This window comes from bacterium (assembly GCA_016716565.1).
In the GTDB taxonomy this organism is placed as follows: Bacteria; Bacteroidota; Ignavibacteria; order Ignavibacteriales; family Ignavibacteriaceae; genus IGN2.
On sequence record JADJWC010000002.1, the window covers coordinates 52,209 to 67,727 of the forward strand.

Sequence of the window (15,519 nt, forward strand, 5' to 3'; positions counted from 1 at the left end):
TTCGATTTGGAGAGATATAAATGACCGATATTGATCTTAAAGATTTCGAAGATTATTTGTCGGAGTTTGATTTGATTCCGAAATTTGATGCTGAGCATTGTCCAATCTGCGGAATTGTCCTTTCAGATAGCTTATCCGTTAATAAAGTGCCTCTTGTAGAACTACGGTTTGAAAATGAGATGGTTGCAGAAAGAGCTATTGATCTTCTAGAATCAGAAGGAATAAAGTCAAGAAAGTCTTCTTCAGGGAAAGAAAAAATTCTTATCCCTGAAGAGAAGCTTGAAGATGCTAAGATTATATTAAAATCATAACTGATTGAAATTATTAACTATTTCAGCAGAATCATTTTTTTGGTTGATAAAAAATTACCTGCTTTCAAAGTATAGAAATATATTCCACTTGATAGTGCTGAAGCATCAAATTTATATTGATAAGTACCTGCGCTCATTTCTTCGTTAATAAGTGTGGTAACTTCATTCCCAAGAATATCGAAGACTTTTAACGAAACAACTCCTGTCTCCTTCAATGAATATGAGATGGTTGTTGTGGGATTAAAAGGATTCGGATAGTTTTGTTCCAGCGAGTATTGACTTGGAGTATTTACCTCAATCTCAATAGTTTCAGAATATTCAAAGGAGCCATTGAAATCAATTTGTTTTAACCTGTAACTGTAAATTCCGTACTGGGCATTTTCATCAACAAAAGAATAAGTTCGGAAGTCGGTAGTCGTACCCGAACCAGCAACAAATCCGATTTTTTCCCATGTGTCAGAAATTTTCCTTTCTACTTCAAAGCCAGAATTATTCGTTTCAGTAGCAGTTGTCCAGATTAAATTTACATCATTATCAGATGCATGTCCGGTGAAAGAAGTAAGCTCAACAGGAACCGCAACAGTTCCACCAGAAAAACAAACAACTTTACCATCACGTGTACCTGCTAACAATTCATAACTGAAGTTCCCGTCTATTGACGGAATTTTATTCACCGAATACATCCAGTCACCTGGAAATGAATGAAGGTAAATTAGCGAATCTCCTATTCCACTGATGCAATAGAAATTACCGTACCGCGCAGCAGCGAGAACATCCTCAAAACCATCATCGTTGATATCAGGAATTGTGGCAACACCAAACTGATAATCCATCTGCCAAGACCATAGCTGTGCTCCATTCGCTCCACTCAGGCAATTCAATCCATTGTTAGCAAAAGAAGCAATTACAACATCAGGGATCTGATCACTATTTATATCATTGATCAAAGTAATTTGAATAACTCCGGCTGAAGCTCCCAATGGGTAAGTCCATAAAATGCTACCTGTGGCACCATCTAGCCGATGTATTCTATTAAAATATTCTGCAGCTATAATGTCTGAATTACCATTTGGTAGAGGAAGTTCTAATAATTCCTTTGGTTCATAAAGTAACATTGGTCTTGTCCATAATGTTTGACCATTTGTTCCATTCAATGCTCTTACGGCTAAATCAGTGGTTCCATTGTTACCATAAGCAATAACCACGTCCGGCTTATTATCTCCATTTAAATCATCAATTGAAATTATAGTTTTCCCAAATGAAGGATTTGGACCAGGGAAAGGATGTTCCCATAATATATTTCCTGTCCGTCCTTCGAATAAAAATGCTCGTTTATAACCTGTTCCCTGCTCGTTTCCATCAGCAATAGCAAGTATATCAACAATACCATCACCATTAAAATCTCTTTGAACATCTACAGCTTCAAAATCTCCAAGATCCCAATTTATATCATCACCATACTGCCAGATGATCTGGCCGGTTTTACCACTCAGAACATAAACGTGCTCATTACCGCCGCCAATGGCAAGAACAACATCATCATATCCATCACCGTTTAAATCGTTAGCAATTTGTATTGCATCCTGTACACCATACTCAAAGTTAGCACCAATTGATCCTGCATTACTGCTACTCATATAAGTAGTAAAAATCCAAATTGGATATGTTGCTCCGGAGGCTGCACCATCAAGGCACATAGTCCAATAATTTTCTGTTGAAATGATTACATCGGCTACTCCATCACCAGTAATATCATTTATGTATTTTAATCCTTCAATTCTCGGACTTGCACTTGGAGAACTTGGATGAGGTGGCACTTGAAACTGCCAGAACATATAACCATAATTGTAATCACTAAAATTTCCAGTTCCCTGCATTGGTATTTTTGCAACAGGATTTGTTAAATCATTATTTGATATTTTTAATGTATCAAGATAAGTTCCAACCTGTGTCGGGTAAAAATAAGCAGTTAATTCTAAAGTATCTGTTGAAGGAATTGAGAATGGAAGTGTAGGTGCACTATAAGTAAATTCTGGAAGATTAAAGTGAAGATCTGATATTTGCAATGTCTGATCTCCTACACTGATTATCTTAAATCTCCAAAAAGCGATTCCTTCTTCACCTACCCAAACATTTCCAAAATTATGTGATGTTGCTGATAGCCCGATTCGCGCACCACTTAATACGCCTTGCCCTCGGAGGTTAATATTATTGACAAGAGAAACCGGATCATTACAATAAATTTTGAGAAGACCCTGATAATATGAGTATTGCAATGGTGCAAAATTAACAACTAAATCGTACGAACTTCCAGCAGGAATATTTATTGGAAAAGTAAGAGGACTAAAAGAATAACCGATACCAGTAATTGTTATTGAATCAATGGTTAGTGTCGCAGTTCCAGTACTATAAATAGTAAGATAGTAGTTATATGAATTACCAACTGTAGTATTTGGAAAATTAATTGTTGAAACCGGTAATGTTATCTCTGGCGTTCCACTTCCCTCAAGATCATATTTAAACAACTGTCTTCCTGAAGTTGCACCAACAGGTTCAGCCATCAACCAGAAATACGTTCCATCCCACGCAAGTCCTCTTGGATTCTGTCTGACGCCTGGTGTTTCCGGAACATGAAATGAAAAAAGTTCCACTTCAGTATTCAGATCAATTGCATAAATTTTTTCATCATCTCCTTGAAAACCATCCATTACATAAAATAGGGTATCGCCTTTAACTGTAATTCCCTGAGGTTGCAATCCAATTACAGAGATTGTGTCAACAATTGCTCTCGCCGCAACGTTGACTTTATACAATGCAGCTCTTGCATCTGGTGAATAAACAGATATCCACAAACCATCACCATCCCAAGCCGCACCACCAAGATAGATACTTGTGGAGCCAAATAATTCTGCAGTTGGAATTGAATCTACAACGATTCCTGTGTTGCTGACTTTATATAAATCGCATCTGGCTGTTTTTCTTTCAACATACCAGAAATCTGTTCCGTCAAAAGCAAGACCTTGTGATTCGCGAATCCAGTTAAGATCAAAGTCCAGCATATCGACCTGAACACCTGCATTATTTACTGCATAGATAATCCCCTTGCCTGTGGTTGATGATCCGGAAGATATCCAGTATTTCCCACCGTTATAAACGAGGCCATATCCTTGCGTATAAAATGTACCTGCAGGTAAATTAACAGTTTCTAATAAAGTTTGGGAAAATGTTAGAGAGGAAATAAAAACCAAATAAAAAAGTAAAAACTTTTTCATAGCAAACCTCACGATTGTTATATGTGAAATTGATTAAAGAAAAAACTAATTTTGACGTGGATTAAGTTTTCTCCACTCTTTGATGTACTCGGCTATGTTTTTTGTGGATGCGCCGGGCGTGAATAATTCACCAACCCCAATATCTCTTAATTTCTTGATGTCTTCTTCCGGAATAATTCCACCTCCGGTCAGTAAAACATCATCGAGACCTTTTTCATTCATAAGTGTTTTTATTTTGGGAAGGATTGTCATATGAGCACCAGAAAGAATACTTATTCCAATTACATCAGCATCTTCCTGAATTGCTGCTTCAACAATCATCTCCGGCGTTTGCCGTAATCCGGTGTAAATAACTTCCATTCCTGCATCACGTAATGCTGCTGCAATTACTTTGGCACCACGATCGTGACCATCCAAACCTGCTTTTGCAACAAGCACTCTTATTTTTTTATCCATTATAGATATCCTTGTATTTACTTATGAACGAACGAATTTTATTACCATATTCCTGCATCGTTCCACTGCTATAAGATTTGACTACAGGTTTCAAGGTAAAATCTTGATTAAATCTCGGAATGATATGAAAATGAAAGTGAAAAACTGATTGTCCTGCAGAATTTCCATTATTCGAAATGACATTAAAACCATCCGCATTTAAACTCCTCTTAACTATTCCAGCAATGAACTGAGTTGCATGTATTAACCTATCAATTTCATCTTTTGGAACTGTTAGAAAATTGTCATAATGTTTTTTGGGAATTACCAGAGTATGACCAAAGTTGACAGGCTGAATATCGAGGAAGGCTAAAATGTTTTCATCTTCAAAAATAATTTCCGCTTCGGCTTTCCGCTCTTTAATATTACAAAAGATGCATTCCATACTTTCAAAAATACTGCTTATTAAATTTTAAGACAATAATAATTTCCTCTTAAGACTTGAATCTTAAGTATTCATTTCGCTTGACGAACGAACCGTAAATGCCTCCGGTATGTAGAAAAACAATCTTTTTACCATTATTCTTGTTCAGTACAAAATCATTGTATGCGTAGAAAGCTTTTCCGGTATAAGTCGGATCCAGTAAAATTCCTGTTGGCCGTGCAAAATCAGTTACGAGCTTTAGTTTACTTTCGCTAATACTTTTATAACCCTCTTCAGAGTACCCATCAATAATTTCCAGATGATCAACATTTATACTGCAGGAAAGTTTGAAATCCAGCACTGCACCCTCTGCAAGCTGATGTATTTTTTTTGTAATGGAATCTTTTTGATGAAGAACGTTAACAGCAAAGATTTTTAATTTTATTTTATTCAGTGCAGCTCCAACTAAAAGTCCTGCGGCAGTTCCACCTGACCCGCAAGCACAGAAAATGCCTTCAATATTTTTTAAATTGATTTGTTTTTTTAGTTCATTAATAAAATTTATGTAGCCCCAAATTCCCAATGTTGAAGAACCGCCGGCCGGAATTACGTAAACACGTTTCCCTTTTTTGACGAACTTTTTTCTTTCCTCAGTCATAATATCATCAACTTCTTCAAATTCTTTCTTGTTCAGATAGACAATATCAGCACCGTAAATTTTGTTGAGAAAAAGATTTCCATCAGGAATTTTCTTTTCTTTTCCCCAAAGAAATAATCTTGATTTAAGTCCGATTCTTGCCGCTGCAGAAGCAGTTGCTCTTGCGTGATTTGATTGATCACCGCCACAAGTGAAAATAATATCAGATTTGTAATGTTTAGCTTCATAAAGCAGATACTCAAGTTTCCTGATTTTATTCCCGAGAAAATCAGAACCTGTATAATCATCTCTCTTAATCAGAAAATTTTTATCTCTGAATTGAACTTGTTCCAATGGAGTTGGTAGATGAGCTAAATTAATTTTCTCAGGTATTTTCATTTTTCTTTCGCTCTCTTTTGAAGCCATTTGTAGTAGGTTCTCGCTCTTTTCAAATCTTCCTGAGTATCAACACTGATGCTTTCAAATTCAGTTTCCACGACTTTAATTCTAATTCCGTTTTCCAGCATTCTTAATTGCTCAAGCATTTCAGTTTTTTCTAAGTCTGTTTGCTTCAGTGTTACAAATTTCAATAGTGCTTTTCTTCTGAATACATACAAACCGATATGCTTGTAGTAATCCGTTATCTCGATTGCCGCTGAATCAGAAACTGCATTTCTTGTAAAAGGAATAGGTGCACGTGAAAAGTAAAGAGCAAAATTGTTGTAGTCAAAAACAACTTTTACGACGTCAGGCGATTTTAGTTCTTTAAGTGTGCTGATAAGCTTTATTAAAGTTGCAACTTCAATTGACTTGTCGAACAATAATGGTTCAATTGCCTGATCAATCATTTCTCCCTGAATAAAAGGTTCATCTCCCTGTATGTTTACAACAATATCTGCTTCTTTGTAGATTTTTGATACAAATGCAATCCTATCCGAACCGCTTGCAATATCTTTTGGAGTTTCAATAACATCTGCTCCAAAACCTCTGGCAACAGCAGCCACTTTTGCATCATCAACTGCAAGAATTACTTTCTCTAAAAGTTTTGATTTTTTTGCACTTTCATAAGTATGCTGAAGCATTGGTTTATCACCAATTACGGCAAGTGGTTTCCCCATCAAACGGGTCGATGCAAAACGAGCGGGTATAACTCCAATAATCATAAAAATTTAATTAATATAAATTGTCATTCCCGACAAACGATGTAAGATCCGGAATCTAATTTTGGATTCCTGCTTTCGCAGGAATGACATACTCTTCATTTTGAATAGAAGATCAAACATGATTTGCAATTATTATTTCTCTTACTCTGTTCATCAAATCTATTTCCTGTTGACGATTAACACTTCCAATTGATTCAATTGGCTTATCAAAATGTACTTTTATTGTTCCTCTTCTAAGTTTGTAAGTTCCTTTGGGCATTATTTTATTTGAACCAACAATCGTTGTCGGTATGATCGGATAACCAACCTGCGTGGCAAGTCTGAATGCACCTCTTTTGAATGGTTGAATCTCACCGGTTTTACTTCGTGTTCCCTCTGCGAATACTACGATAGAGATGTTTTGCTTTTCCATTTTTTGTTTTGCTTCATCAATACTTTTCAAAGCCTTTTCATAATTTTCTCTATCGATCATTACGTACGGACCCATTGCAAGCTGCCAGCCAAAAAATGGAATTTTAGCCAACTCTTTTTTAAAGATCATCGCCATTCTGTTTGGTATCGTTTTCTGAAGAACAACAATATCGTATTGGCTGGAGTGATTTGATACAAAGACATAAGTTTTCTTTTTATCAAGATTCTCAATACCGGTAATCTCTAATTTTATTCCACTTAACCAGAGCACACCGCCAGAAAAATATTTTGATAATTTGAAATAAAGAGTGTGTGTTCTGTCAACGATTGCAAAGATCATTGCAAAGATTGAGCAGATGAAGGTATGAATTACAATTAAGAAAAGTTTCAGAGTTGTGATCATGAACTAGTTTCCAGAATTATTTCCTTCGCCGGCCTCATCGGAATAGAATTTCTGATTGCAAAATTCTCAATCGCTTTTAACCTGTTTTTAATTGATGGATGGCTGTAGAAAAACCACTCAACAAATGGATGTGGCTCTTTATCACCAAGGTTCTGGTCAGTTAATTTCTCGAGTGTTTTTATAAATGCAACAGGATTCTTTGTTTCCTGAATTGCATATTCATCGGCTTCGTATTCAAATTTCCTGCTCAAAATATTTCCTAGCGGAGTTTGAATTATTCCAATCAGCATTGACCATAGTGCGAGTAAAGGAATTGCTGAAACTTGAGTGATAGAATCAAATCCAAACCAGGTTATTGAGTTTTCATACAATATTGCAATCAGAAAAAGTGTAAGGAACGACGAGGCTGTACCTATAAGAATATTTTTTACTATATGCTTTTTTTTATAATGACCCAGTTCATGAGCAATGACAGTTTCAATTTCTTCTGTGCTGTAATTATCGAGTAATGTGTCACCTAAAATAATGCGCTTAGTTTTTCCGAGACCCGTGAATGCAGCATTTGCTTTCTTTGTGTTCTTACTCATATTGAATTTATAAACGTTCTCGACTTTAATTCGTGCATTCGTGGCTAGTGATCTAATTCTGTTTTTCAAATCATTGTTATCGATTGGAGTAACCTTATAAAAGATTGGAAAAATCAAGACTGGGAATATCTGAGAAAGAACAACTGAAATAAAAAACATTATGATTGAAAATGGCAGCCACCAGAGAGAGTAAAAAGTATTTAGTATGTAGTAGAAAGTAAGTAGAATTGGGATTCCGATTATCAGCGATACAATCAACCCTTTTAATCCTTCCCAAATCCATTTCAGAAAAGTCTGGTTTGAAAGCTTGTATTTATGTTCGAGATGAAAACCAGAATACCAGCTTACCGGAAATGATATTACAGAACCGACAAAACCAATTACCAGAATGAAAACGATAAAAAGCAGGTATTGGCTTTCTATGAAACCTGAGAGATAATTTTCAAGCTGCAAACTGTAACTAAGTGATACAAATAATAAAAGTAAAATGAAGGAAACAATTCCCTCGCCTATTCCAATTGCAAGTTTAATATTATTATATTTTTTTGCATCCATCAAAACAAAAATAGTTAAAGGGGTTTAGGTAAGCAATGAATCTATTTTAGCTTTAAACGATTGGCTGGTATTGGAAGAAAAAAGAGCAGGAATGAATTGGTCAGATTCTCTCAACAGCTGTTTTTTCAATCCAGCCGACTTTCCCATCCGCTAATCTGATTTTAATCCATTCATCGAGCTGATCTTCCAGATTGACCTTTAATCCTTCGTGGATTACAAACGCATCCGTACTTTGGGAATCAGGTGAAGTTTTCACAGTAATTGATTGTTCAATTACTACACCTCCAATGACAGTCTGCTCTCTGTTGATTTTTACAATAAGAAGTGAAATGGTAAGAATTAGTACAACCAGAACTCCTAATCCGGAAAAAAGAATTAACTTTTGCTGTGAAATAGTTTTTGCAAAGAAATAAATCACAATCAGCACTAATAGCAGCATATAAAAAATGAAAACAGTGTACGTCCATCCATTAATCGATAGCGAAGCGAGCAATGATTCCCACCATTCAAAAAGAAAAAAGGTCGGCAGGGGTTGAATTCGATCCACTGTGTTCAGGTTTGCAAATGCAAGATTGTGTTTTACATCTTCATCGGAAGGTGTGAGTTTAAGAGCCCGTTCATAATTTAGTATAGCATAACCAAGCTTACCAATCCGATAATATGAATTGGCAAGATTATAGTAAAGAGAAGATCCTTCATAGTTATCTTGTCTCAATTGTTTGTATATCACGATTGCTTTATCAAACTCACCGTTTCTGTAATGGTTACTTGCCTGCTGCATCAGCTCATCTACATTCTGTGAATATAATGCACCTGTAAATACTAAAATGATATTCAAGTAAAAGAAAAGTTGTCTGAAAAATTTATCGTGAGAGCTAAGCATTTTTCTTTCCAACAAAATTCTTTTCGATATTAATAATGACAACTGCAATTTCATCATACATTTCTTTCATCGCAGCTGATTTTTCAGCGCCCGGAGCAAAACGAACAAACTCACATTTTTCTGCACTTGCTTTGAGATTTGAAACAAGCTCTTCAGATATATTTCTTTTCCTTAATTCATCAGCAGCACGATCGATTGTGAATTCTGATTTAGGAATGTGAAGTTTATCTTCAAGATATCCAAATAATGCAGTTGAGAGTTCAGTATAAAACTCTTTGAAATTCTGCGAGGCCATTAATTGATTTGCAGATTTCAATCGCGTCTTTGCTATTTTCTGAGCTTTCTGATATCTAAGTAAGACAACATTTCCGTGAAGCTTATCGTATCTTCTCTTCCATACAATGACTGTCAAACTGAGCAGGAATGGCAGCGCTCCAGCGATTATGAATCCGGTCGAACCAATTATATTATCTTCTTTCTTTTTAATATCACCGAATGAAGACTTAATAAATCTAATATCTTCACCAAGCTGTTTAATATCTTCCTTTCCCGCAAACTCAGTTGATACCTGCTTATCACCCGGTTTAATATCAAGCTTGAATGGTTCTGATTTGATGGTTATATACCTCTTTTTGGAAGCATCGAAATAGGAGAATTCAATCGGTGGAATGTCCCGAATACCAACAACTCTTGGAACGAGTAAGTATTCTGCTGATTTACTTCCCGAAACTTTTCCACTTCGATTGATTTGCTCATTAATTTTTGGTTCATACTTTTCAAAACCATTTGGAAGATTTATTTCCGGCATTTCAAGCAGTTTAATATTTCCTGTTCCGGTAATGTCAATATTCAGAGTCACCGGTTCGTTTGATTTTACAGTTGCAGTATTCAACTTTGCATCGAAACGATAATCCCCTACTGCACCTTTAAATGAATCCGGTTGTCCTTCAGGTAACGGATCAACCTGGATTTTAACTATGTTGGACTTTGCATTGAATTCATAAATTTCTGATCTGCCGAACGGATCACCGAAAAAATCATCCCAGATACTTTTACCGCTCCGCTGTTTCTGTATTTGAATCGGCACTGTCAACTCAAGAGGAGTTACTTCAAGAGATCCTGTTTGGGTTGAAAAAGTGCGACTCTTTTAAGAACTCCAACTCTGAACTGTTTTCCATCGACGACTTCAGTTGTAAAGTTGATGTTGCCCGAAGTTTCCAATTCTTCAGCCCAGAAATTCTGATACTGTGGAAGTTTATTCACTCCCATCTGTGAAGCGATATTCAGTCGTGTATAAAGTTTATAGACAATCGTTATCTGTTCACCTTTGAACGCTCTTGTTTTATCAACGCTCGCTCTGATATATAAATTTTTAGAAATCTCAGACTCAGAAATTTCAGAATCATTTTGCTGCTTCTGCTTGGGCTTATCCTGACCTTTGACTACTGATATTTTAATCGGATTTGATTTGTAAGTAGTTCCTTCCTGTTCAATACTTGCTGAACCAATCGTAAAATTGCCAACACTTTTTGGCTGGACTACAAAACTATAACTCAACGAAGCAGATTGAGCACCATTAATAATCTGAATACTTGTTGATTGGTTGGGACCGGACAGAATCAAAAAATTTTCAAATGATGGTGGAGAAAACTTTGCCAGATTATTTATGCTTTTACCAGAAAAAGTAAACGTTACCTGAAATCTTTCATTATCAGCAACGGTAGTTTCGTTAACCGAAGCGGTAAATTCCTGAGCAAAGCTTTGAGAAAGCAGGCCAAGAAAAAAGATAAAAGTAAAAAGTATCGAGCGAACTGCGCTTTCAATTTTGACTTTTGACTTTTGACTTTTGACTTTTTTTATCACCAGTCTTTCTCCGTTTTAACACGCTGTCCACGTACTTTTCTTAATTGCTTTTGCAGATCCTTTTCATTCTCTTTTAATGCATTTAAAATCTTTTCGGCTTCCTGTTTGGTAAGTTCCTGCTCTTTTTGCTGTTGAGATTGCTGCTGTTGTTGCTGCTCCTGATTTTGCTGTTCTTGTTGATTCTGCTGCTGATCTTGTTTCTGTTGATCCTGATTCTGTTGATCTTGTTTTTGCTGCTGGTCTTTATTCTGCTCGTTCTGTTGATTCTGCTGCTGCTGCTGATCAGGATTCTTTAACATTTCTAAAGCATAAGAGAGATTGTATTTTGTCTCTTGATCATTCGGATTTAGTTTCAGCGCTTCTTTGTAAGCACCAATACTCTCTTTTATTTTTTGTGATTTGAGCAGTGAGTTGCCAACATTATGAAATATCTTTGCTCTGTCCTGATCATTCCTCGCATTTACTAGCGCAGACTGAAAAGATTTTATCGCATCTTCATATCTCTCCTGTTTATACAATGCATCTCCGAGATTAAATTTAGCCTCAAAACTTTCGGGAGCTGATTCAGTACCTTTCTTAAAATTTACTTCAGCATCTGTGAATTTTTTTTCATTGTATAAATCAACACCTTCATTAATTAATCCTCTGGTAGATTGAGCAAAGGTAAACGTTGTGAAGAATATTATAATCAGTAATGAAAAATTTATTAGTATTCTCATTGTTCCAATCCTAATTTCTTATTTAATCTTGCATACAATGGTGATTTTTTCTCCGATATAAATAATTCCAATAACAATAGTATTAACGCCGGAATCAAAAAATAATAGAATCGATCTTCGTAGTCAGTGACTTTTTTAACACCAAACTCAGTCTGCTCCAATTCAGATAATTCAGTGTAAATTTTATCAAGATAATCCTCATAATTTGTTCCCCGATAATATTGACCATTACCATCGTAAGCAATTTTCTTCAGTACATCTTCGTCCAACCTGGTAAGTACTGTGTTCCCGGTGCCATCTTTTTTAAATCCAACTAACTGACTTCTATTGTTGTAGATAGGAATTGGAACTCCCGCTTGCGAACCAAGTCCGATAGTAAAAATCTTTATATCTCTTGATACTGCATTCTCAACAGCTTTCTGCACATCACCTTCGTGGTCCTCTCCATCAGTGATAGTGATGATAACTTTTTGGGTACTCAATGTATCAAAGGATGCAGTTGCAAGATTTATAGCTGCTGCAATTGCAGTTCCCTGTGTCGGTACGGAATTTACATCAACCGCTGAAAGAAAAAGATTAGCTGCGGAATAATCAGTAGTCAGCGGAATCTGGACATAAGCTTGTCCGGCAAAAATAATTAATCCGATCCTGTCCCCTCGAAGTTTATTTATAAGATTTGAAATCTGATACTTTGCTTTCTCCAGCCTATTAGGTTTAATATCCTCAGCGAGCATACTATTTGAAACGTCCAGTAAAATAAAGACATCAATGCCAGTTTGCTTAACTTCCTGCATCTTTGTTCCGACTTGAGGATTAGCTGCAGCAAATATGAGACAAGCTAAAGCTAATAGTATCAAAACAAACTTAGCCCATCTCTTTAGATTGCTATCAGTCGGGAATAAAGTTTTATGTAATTCCTTATCCGCAAAATTTTGAAGAAGTTTTTTTCTGTTTTTGCCAGCATACCAGAAAACTGCAACTAGAACTGGCAGCAGATAAAGTAAATTTAAATATTCAGGATGTGCAAAACGGAACATGATTTACGGCAGCTTTCTAAAAATAGTTCGTGATAATCCGAGTTCTACTAGTAAAAGTAATAAACCACCCCAAAGCCAGCTATGATACTTTTCACTGGCATTTTTATAAGAAGTGATTTCAATTTTTGTTTTTTCGAGCTTATCTATTTTTTCATAAATCTCAGCCAGTGCGCGGTTATTAGTCGCACGGAAATATTGTCCACCTGTTATGCTAGCAATTTCTTTTAATAAAGTTTCATCAATTTCAACTGGAACCATTTGGTACCTAATTCCAAAAGGTGTTTGAACCGGATACGGAGCTTCGCCTCTTGTTCCAACTCCGATGGTATAAATTCTTATTCCAAAAGCTTTAGCAATGTCTGCAGCACTTCTCGGATCAACTTCGCCGGCATTGTTAACGCCATCAGTGAGAAGAATAATAATTCTGCTTTTTGCATCACTTTCTTTTAGTCTGTTTACACCGTTCGCAATTCCATTTCCAATTGCAGTTCCGTCTTCAATCATTCCAGTCCGGATATCGAGCAACAGATTCCTCATAACATTATAATCAATTGTCAAAGGACATTGTGTAAAAGCTTCTCTTGAAAAAATAACAAGACCAATTCGGTCGGATGTTCTTCCCTGAACAAATTCATCGATCACATTTTTTGCTGCTTCCAATCGATTCGGTTTAAAATCTTCCGCAAGCATGCTTCCTGATATGTCAAGAACCATCGCGATATCAATTCCTTCAGTCACAACATTCTCACCGGATGTAAAACTTTGCGGTCGTGCAAGAGCTATAATCAATAATCCGACTGCAATCAATCTGACTACAAAAGGAACGTGTCTGAATCTCTCACGCAAAGTTGTAGGAACATCTTTAAAAATATTTAATGATGAATATTTGACGGACGATTGTACTTTCATTCCTTTAAAAATATACCAGGCAATTAGCAAAGGGATAATCAGAAGAAAATACAAAACCCACGGATACGCAAAAGTAATTCTGTCAAACATTCTGGACCTCTTCTTCGACAACTGCACTTTCCTTTAGAATAGTTTGAGTTACAATTTCTTTTGCTTGCTTCATCATCGTTTCATTAACTGAAGGCATCGGCTGGAATTTTGCGAACTTAACGAGATCTGCATTATTCAAAAACTCATTTGTGATGCTTAAAATATTTTTGGCTGAAGGAACTCTTTTAAGCTTTTGCATTTGTTCTGAAGTCGTTAGCTCCAGTGCAGGCAGTTTGAATCGTTCTTCAAAATATCCGCGGATGATACCAGTGATGTTTGAATGATACTCTTTCACTCTGCCTTTCTGCCACAGTTGCTCTCTTTCAAGATTATCCAATGCACTTAATGCTCTTACGTGTGCAGGAATTTTTATAATTTTTTTAATTACTGGTTGCTCAGCTTTTTTCTTTTTATATCTTCTGTAGAGATAGTATGCAACTGCCAGCACAACCAGGACAATAATCGCAATCAACAAAATAAATTTCCAGTCAAGTGGAATTGTTAGTGGCTCTTTTACGTCTTTAATTTCTGCCTGCTGATCGACCTGAACTGTATGAACCGTAAATGTAACAGGATTTGAAAGCACAACTTTTACGTCATTACTTCCCTTTGTCTTATATTGAACTGCAATGGGCGGGAGTGTAATCACTGCAGAATCGTAATAAGAAATTGTGTAACCAAAAGTTGATGATTTTATATTCTCATCCTCTTTTTTTTGTGTTGGGATTTCTTTTAAAATCTCAACTTGTTTTAAAGAATCCCTGAAGAATGGATTTATTATCTCAATATCCTTTTCTGCTCTGATTTCCAATGTGTAATTGATATAATCGCCAACAAGGTAATCGCTTGAATCCACTGAAGCAAGTGCTGATATTGATTGTGCCGATAAATTGATACTCAGCAAGAACAGGATAATGAAATATTTTACCGAAGCATTTACCATCTTCTCTCGCGCATCCTGAAAAAGTTTATCAGTGGAGCTATATAATTTTCTCCGGCCTGAACATATACACTGTCTAGTCTGCTTGTAATAAACAATGATCTTCGTTTTGTTTGAATTTCCTGTCTTCTTTTCCGAAGTGCTGCCTGCACACCTTGGCTGCTTGTATCAATCCATCGTTCTTCATTTGTTTCTGCATCCGTCAATTTGATTAATCCGATCTTTGGAATTTCAGATTCTCGTCTGTCATCCAGAACGATTCCGATAAGATCATGTTTCTTTCCAACAACCCGAAGGATTTTTTCATAACCTTCATCCATAAAATCTGAAAGCAAAAAAACTATCGAGCGTTTTTTAATTGCTCCGTTCATAAACTCAAGTGCTGAACGTAGATTCGTTTTATTTCCTTCAGGTTCGAATGAGAGTACATCACGCACAATTCTTAATACATGAGAATTTCCTTTTCGCGGTGGAACAAATTTTTCAACTTTATCAGTAAAAAGTATCAAGCCAACTTTATCATTATTTTTTAAAGCAGAGAAAGCGAGAATTGCGCTGAGTTCTGCTGCGACACGTTGTTTTGTTTTCGAGAGTGAGCCAAACATCTGAGATCCGCTGAGATCAACCATTAAAATAACTGTGAGTTCTCTTTCTTCCTCAAATATTTTTATGAATGGATGTCCAAATCGTGCGGTAACATTCCAATCAATATTTCTGATGTCGTCACCAAATTGATATTCACGAACTTCAGAAAATTCCATTCCTCTTCCTTTAAACACAGAATGATATTCACCAGAAAAAACCTGGTTGACAAGTCCTTTAGTACGAATTTCAATTTGTCTTACTTGTTTTAATAATTCTTTAGTTAACATTTGACTGC

16 protein-coding genes are annotated in these 15,519 nt (G+C 36.0%); 1 reads left to right on the plus strand and 15 read right to left on the minus strand.

Features of this window, described 5'->3' with window-relative positions; genetic code table 11:
* Positions 1-20 precede the first annotated feature (20 nt).
* Positions 21-311: a hypothetical protein gene (locus IPM14_06920; GenBank protein MBK9097851.1), complete on the plus strand. Its 291-nt coding sequence runs from the start codon at positions 21-23 to the stop codon at positions 309-311.
* 17 nt (positions 312-328) lie between these two features.
* Here IPM14_06920 and IPM14_06925 read toward each other — a convergent pair whose 3' ends face one another.
* The 15 genes from IPM14_06925 to IPM14_06995 form a co-directional block, all read right to left on the minus strand.
* Positions 329-3,583 carry a choice-of-anchor D domain-containing protein gene (locus IPM14_06925; protein ID MBK9097852.1) on the minus strand — a complete coding sequence of 1,085 codons (3,255 nt, stop codon included), beginning with the start codon at positions 3,581-3,583 and terminating at the stop codon, positions 329-331.
* A 45-nt stretch (positions 3,584-3,628) separates the two neighbouring features.
* Positions 3,629-4,039 (minus strand): cobalamin B12-binding domain-containing protein, encoded by a 411-nt coding sequence (locus IPM14_06930; GenBank protein ID MBK9097853.1) that lies wholly within the window; start codon positions 4,037-4,039, stop codon positions 3,629-3,631.
* Entirely contained in the window at positions 4,032-4,463 is a 432-nt protein-coding gene (locus IPM14_06935; GenBank protein ID MBK9097854.1) for an HIT family protein, read from the minus strand. Before IPM14_06935 ends, IPM14_06930 begins: the two co-directional genes overlap by 8 nt.
* A gap of 49 nt (positions 4,464-4,512) precedes the next feature.
* Positions 4,513-5,478 carry a pyridoxal-phosphate dependent enzyme gene (locus IPM14_06940; protein ID MBK9097855.1) on the minus strand — a complete coding sequence of 322 codons (966 nt, stop codon included), beginning with the start codon at positions 5,476-5,478 and terminating at the stop codon, positions 4,513-4,515.
* Positions 5,475-6,242: a 3-deoxy-manno-octulosonate cytidylyltransferase gene (gene kdsB, locus IPM14_06945; protein ID MBK9097856.1), complete on the minus strand. Its 768-nt coding sequence runs from the start codon at positions 6,240-6,242 to the stop codon at positions 5,475-5,477. Before kdsB ends, IPM14_06940 begins: the two co-directional genes overlap by 4 nt.
* A gap of 112 nt (positions 6,243-6,354) precedes the next feature.
* A complete protein-coding gene (locus IPM14_06950) occupies positions 6,355-7,056 on the minus strand; it encodes a 1-acyl-sn-glycerol-3-phosphate acyltransferase (protein ID MBK9097857.1) in 702 nt (233 codons plus the stop codon).
* Positions 7,053-8,198 carry a M48 family metallopeptidase gene (locus IPM14_06955; GenBank protein MBK9097858.1) on the minus strand — a complete coding sequence of 382 codons (1,146 nt, stop codon included), beginning with the start codon at positions 8,196-8,198 and terminating at the stop codon, positions 7,053-7,055. The genes IPM14_06950 and IPM14_06955 overlap by 4 nt, the downstream gene beginning before the upstream one ends.
* A 100-nt stretch (positions 8,199-8,298) precedes the next feature.
* Positions 8,299-9,081, minus strand: a complete 783-nt coding sequence (locus IPM14_06960) for a tetratricopeptide repeat protein (protein MBK9097859.1) — start codon at positions 9,079-9,081, stop codon at positions 8,299-8,301.
* The gene (locus IPM14_06965) at positions 9,074-10,174 is read right to left on the minus strand and encodes a protein BatD (protein MBK9097860.1); all 1,101 of its coding nucleotides are present in this window, start codon (positions 10,172-10,174) and stop codon (positions 9,074-9,076) included. The genes IPM14_06960 and IPM14_06965 overlap by 8 nt, the downstream gene beginning before the upstream one ends.
* 11 nt (positions 10,175-10,185) lie before the next feature.
* A complete protein-coding gene (locus tag IPM14_06970; protein ID MBK9097861.1) occupies positions 10,186-10,944 on the minus strand; it encodes a BatD family protein in 759 nt (252 codons plus the stop codon).
* Positions 10,941-11,663 (minus strand): tetratricopeptide repeat protein, encoded by a 723-nt coding sequence (locus IPM14_06975; protein ID MBK9097862.1) that lies wholly within the window; start codon positions 11,661-11,663, stop codon positions 10,941-10,943. The genes IPM14_06970 and IPM14_06975 overlap by 4 nt, the downstream gene beginning before the upstream one ends.
* A complete protein-coding gene (locus IPM14_06980; GenBank protein ID MBK9097863.1) occupies positions 11,660-12,700 on the minus strand; it encodes a VWA domain-containing protein in 1,041 nt (346 codons plus the stop codon). Before IPM14_06980 ends, IPM14_06975 begins: the two co-directional genes overlap by 4 nt.
* Before the next feature lie 3 nt (positions 12,701-12,703).
* The gene (locus IPM14_06985; protein MBK9097864.1) at positions 12,704-13,687 is read right to left on the minus strand and encodes a VWA domain-containing protein; all 984 of its coding nucleotides are present in this window, start codon (positions 13,685-13,687) and stop codon (positions 12,704-12,706) included.
* Between the two features lie 4 nt (positions 13,688-13,691).
* Entirely contained in the window at positions 13,692-14,642 is a 951-nt protein-coding gene (locus IPM14_06990) for a hypothetical protein (GenBank protein ID MBK9097865.1), read from the minus strand.
* Complete coding sequence (locus IPM14_06995; protein ID MBK9097866.1) at positions 14,636-15,511, minus strand: DUF58 domain-containing protein; 876 nt, start codon at positions 15,509-15,511, stop codon at positions 14,636-14,638. Before IPM14_06995 ends, IPM14_06990 begins: the two co-directional genes overlap by 7 nt.
* Between the last annotated feature and the right edge of the window lie 8 nt (positions 15,512-15,519).

Bases quoted from the DNA above. Each gene is read 5' to 3' on its own strand.
- IPM14_06920 (MBK9097851.1), top strand. From the start codon at position 21: ATGACCGATATTGATCTTAAAGATTTCGAAGATTATTTGTCGGAGTTT.
- IPM14_06925 (MBK9097852.1), bottom strand. From the start codon at position 3,583: ATGAAAAAGTTTTTACTTTTTTATTTGGTTTTTATTTCCTCTCTAACA.
- IPM14_06930 (MBK9097853.1), bottom strand. From the start codon at position 4,039: ATGGATAAAAAAATAAGAGTGCTTGTTGCAAAAGCAGGTTTGGATGGT.
- IPM14_06935 (MBK9097854.1), bottom strand. From the start codon at position 4,463: ATGGAATGCATCTTTTGTAATATTAAAGAGCGGAAAGCCGAAGCGGAA.
- IPM14_06940 (MBK9097855.1), bottom strand. From the start codon at position 5,478: ATGAAAATACCTGAGAAAATTAATTTAGCTCATCTACCAACTCCATTG.
- kdsB (MBK9097856.1), bottom strand. From the start codon at position 6,242: ATGATTATTGGAGTTATACCCGCTCGTTTTGCATCGACCCGTTTGATG.
- IPM14_06950 (MBK9097857.1), bottom strand. From the start codon at position 7,056: ATGATCACAACTCTGAAACTTTTCTTAATTGTAATTCATACCTTCATC.
- IPM14_06955 (MBK9097858.1), bottom strand. From the start codon at position 8,198: ATGGATGCAAAAAAATATAATAATATTAAACTTGCAATTGGAATAGGC.
- IPM14_06960 (MBK9097859.1), bottom strand. From the start codon at position 9,081: ATGCTTAGCTCTCACGATAAATTTTTCAGACAACTTTTCTTTTACTTG.
- IPM14_06975 (MBK9097862.1), bottom strand. From the start codon at position 11,663: ATGAGAATACTAATAAATTTTTCATTACTGATTATAATATTCTTCACA.
- IPM14_06980 (MBK9097863.1), bottom strand. From the start codon at position 12,700: ATGTTCCGTTTTGCACATCCTGAATATTTAAATTTACTTTATCTGCTG.
- IPM14_06990 (MBK9097865.1), bottom strand. From the start codon at position 14,642: ATGGTAAATGCTTCGGTAAAATATTTCATTATCCTGTTCTTGCTGAGT.
- IPM14_06995 (MBK9097866.1), bottom strand. From the start codon at position 15,511: ATGTTAACTAAAGAATTATTAAAACAAGTAAGACAAATTGAAATTCGT.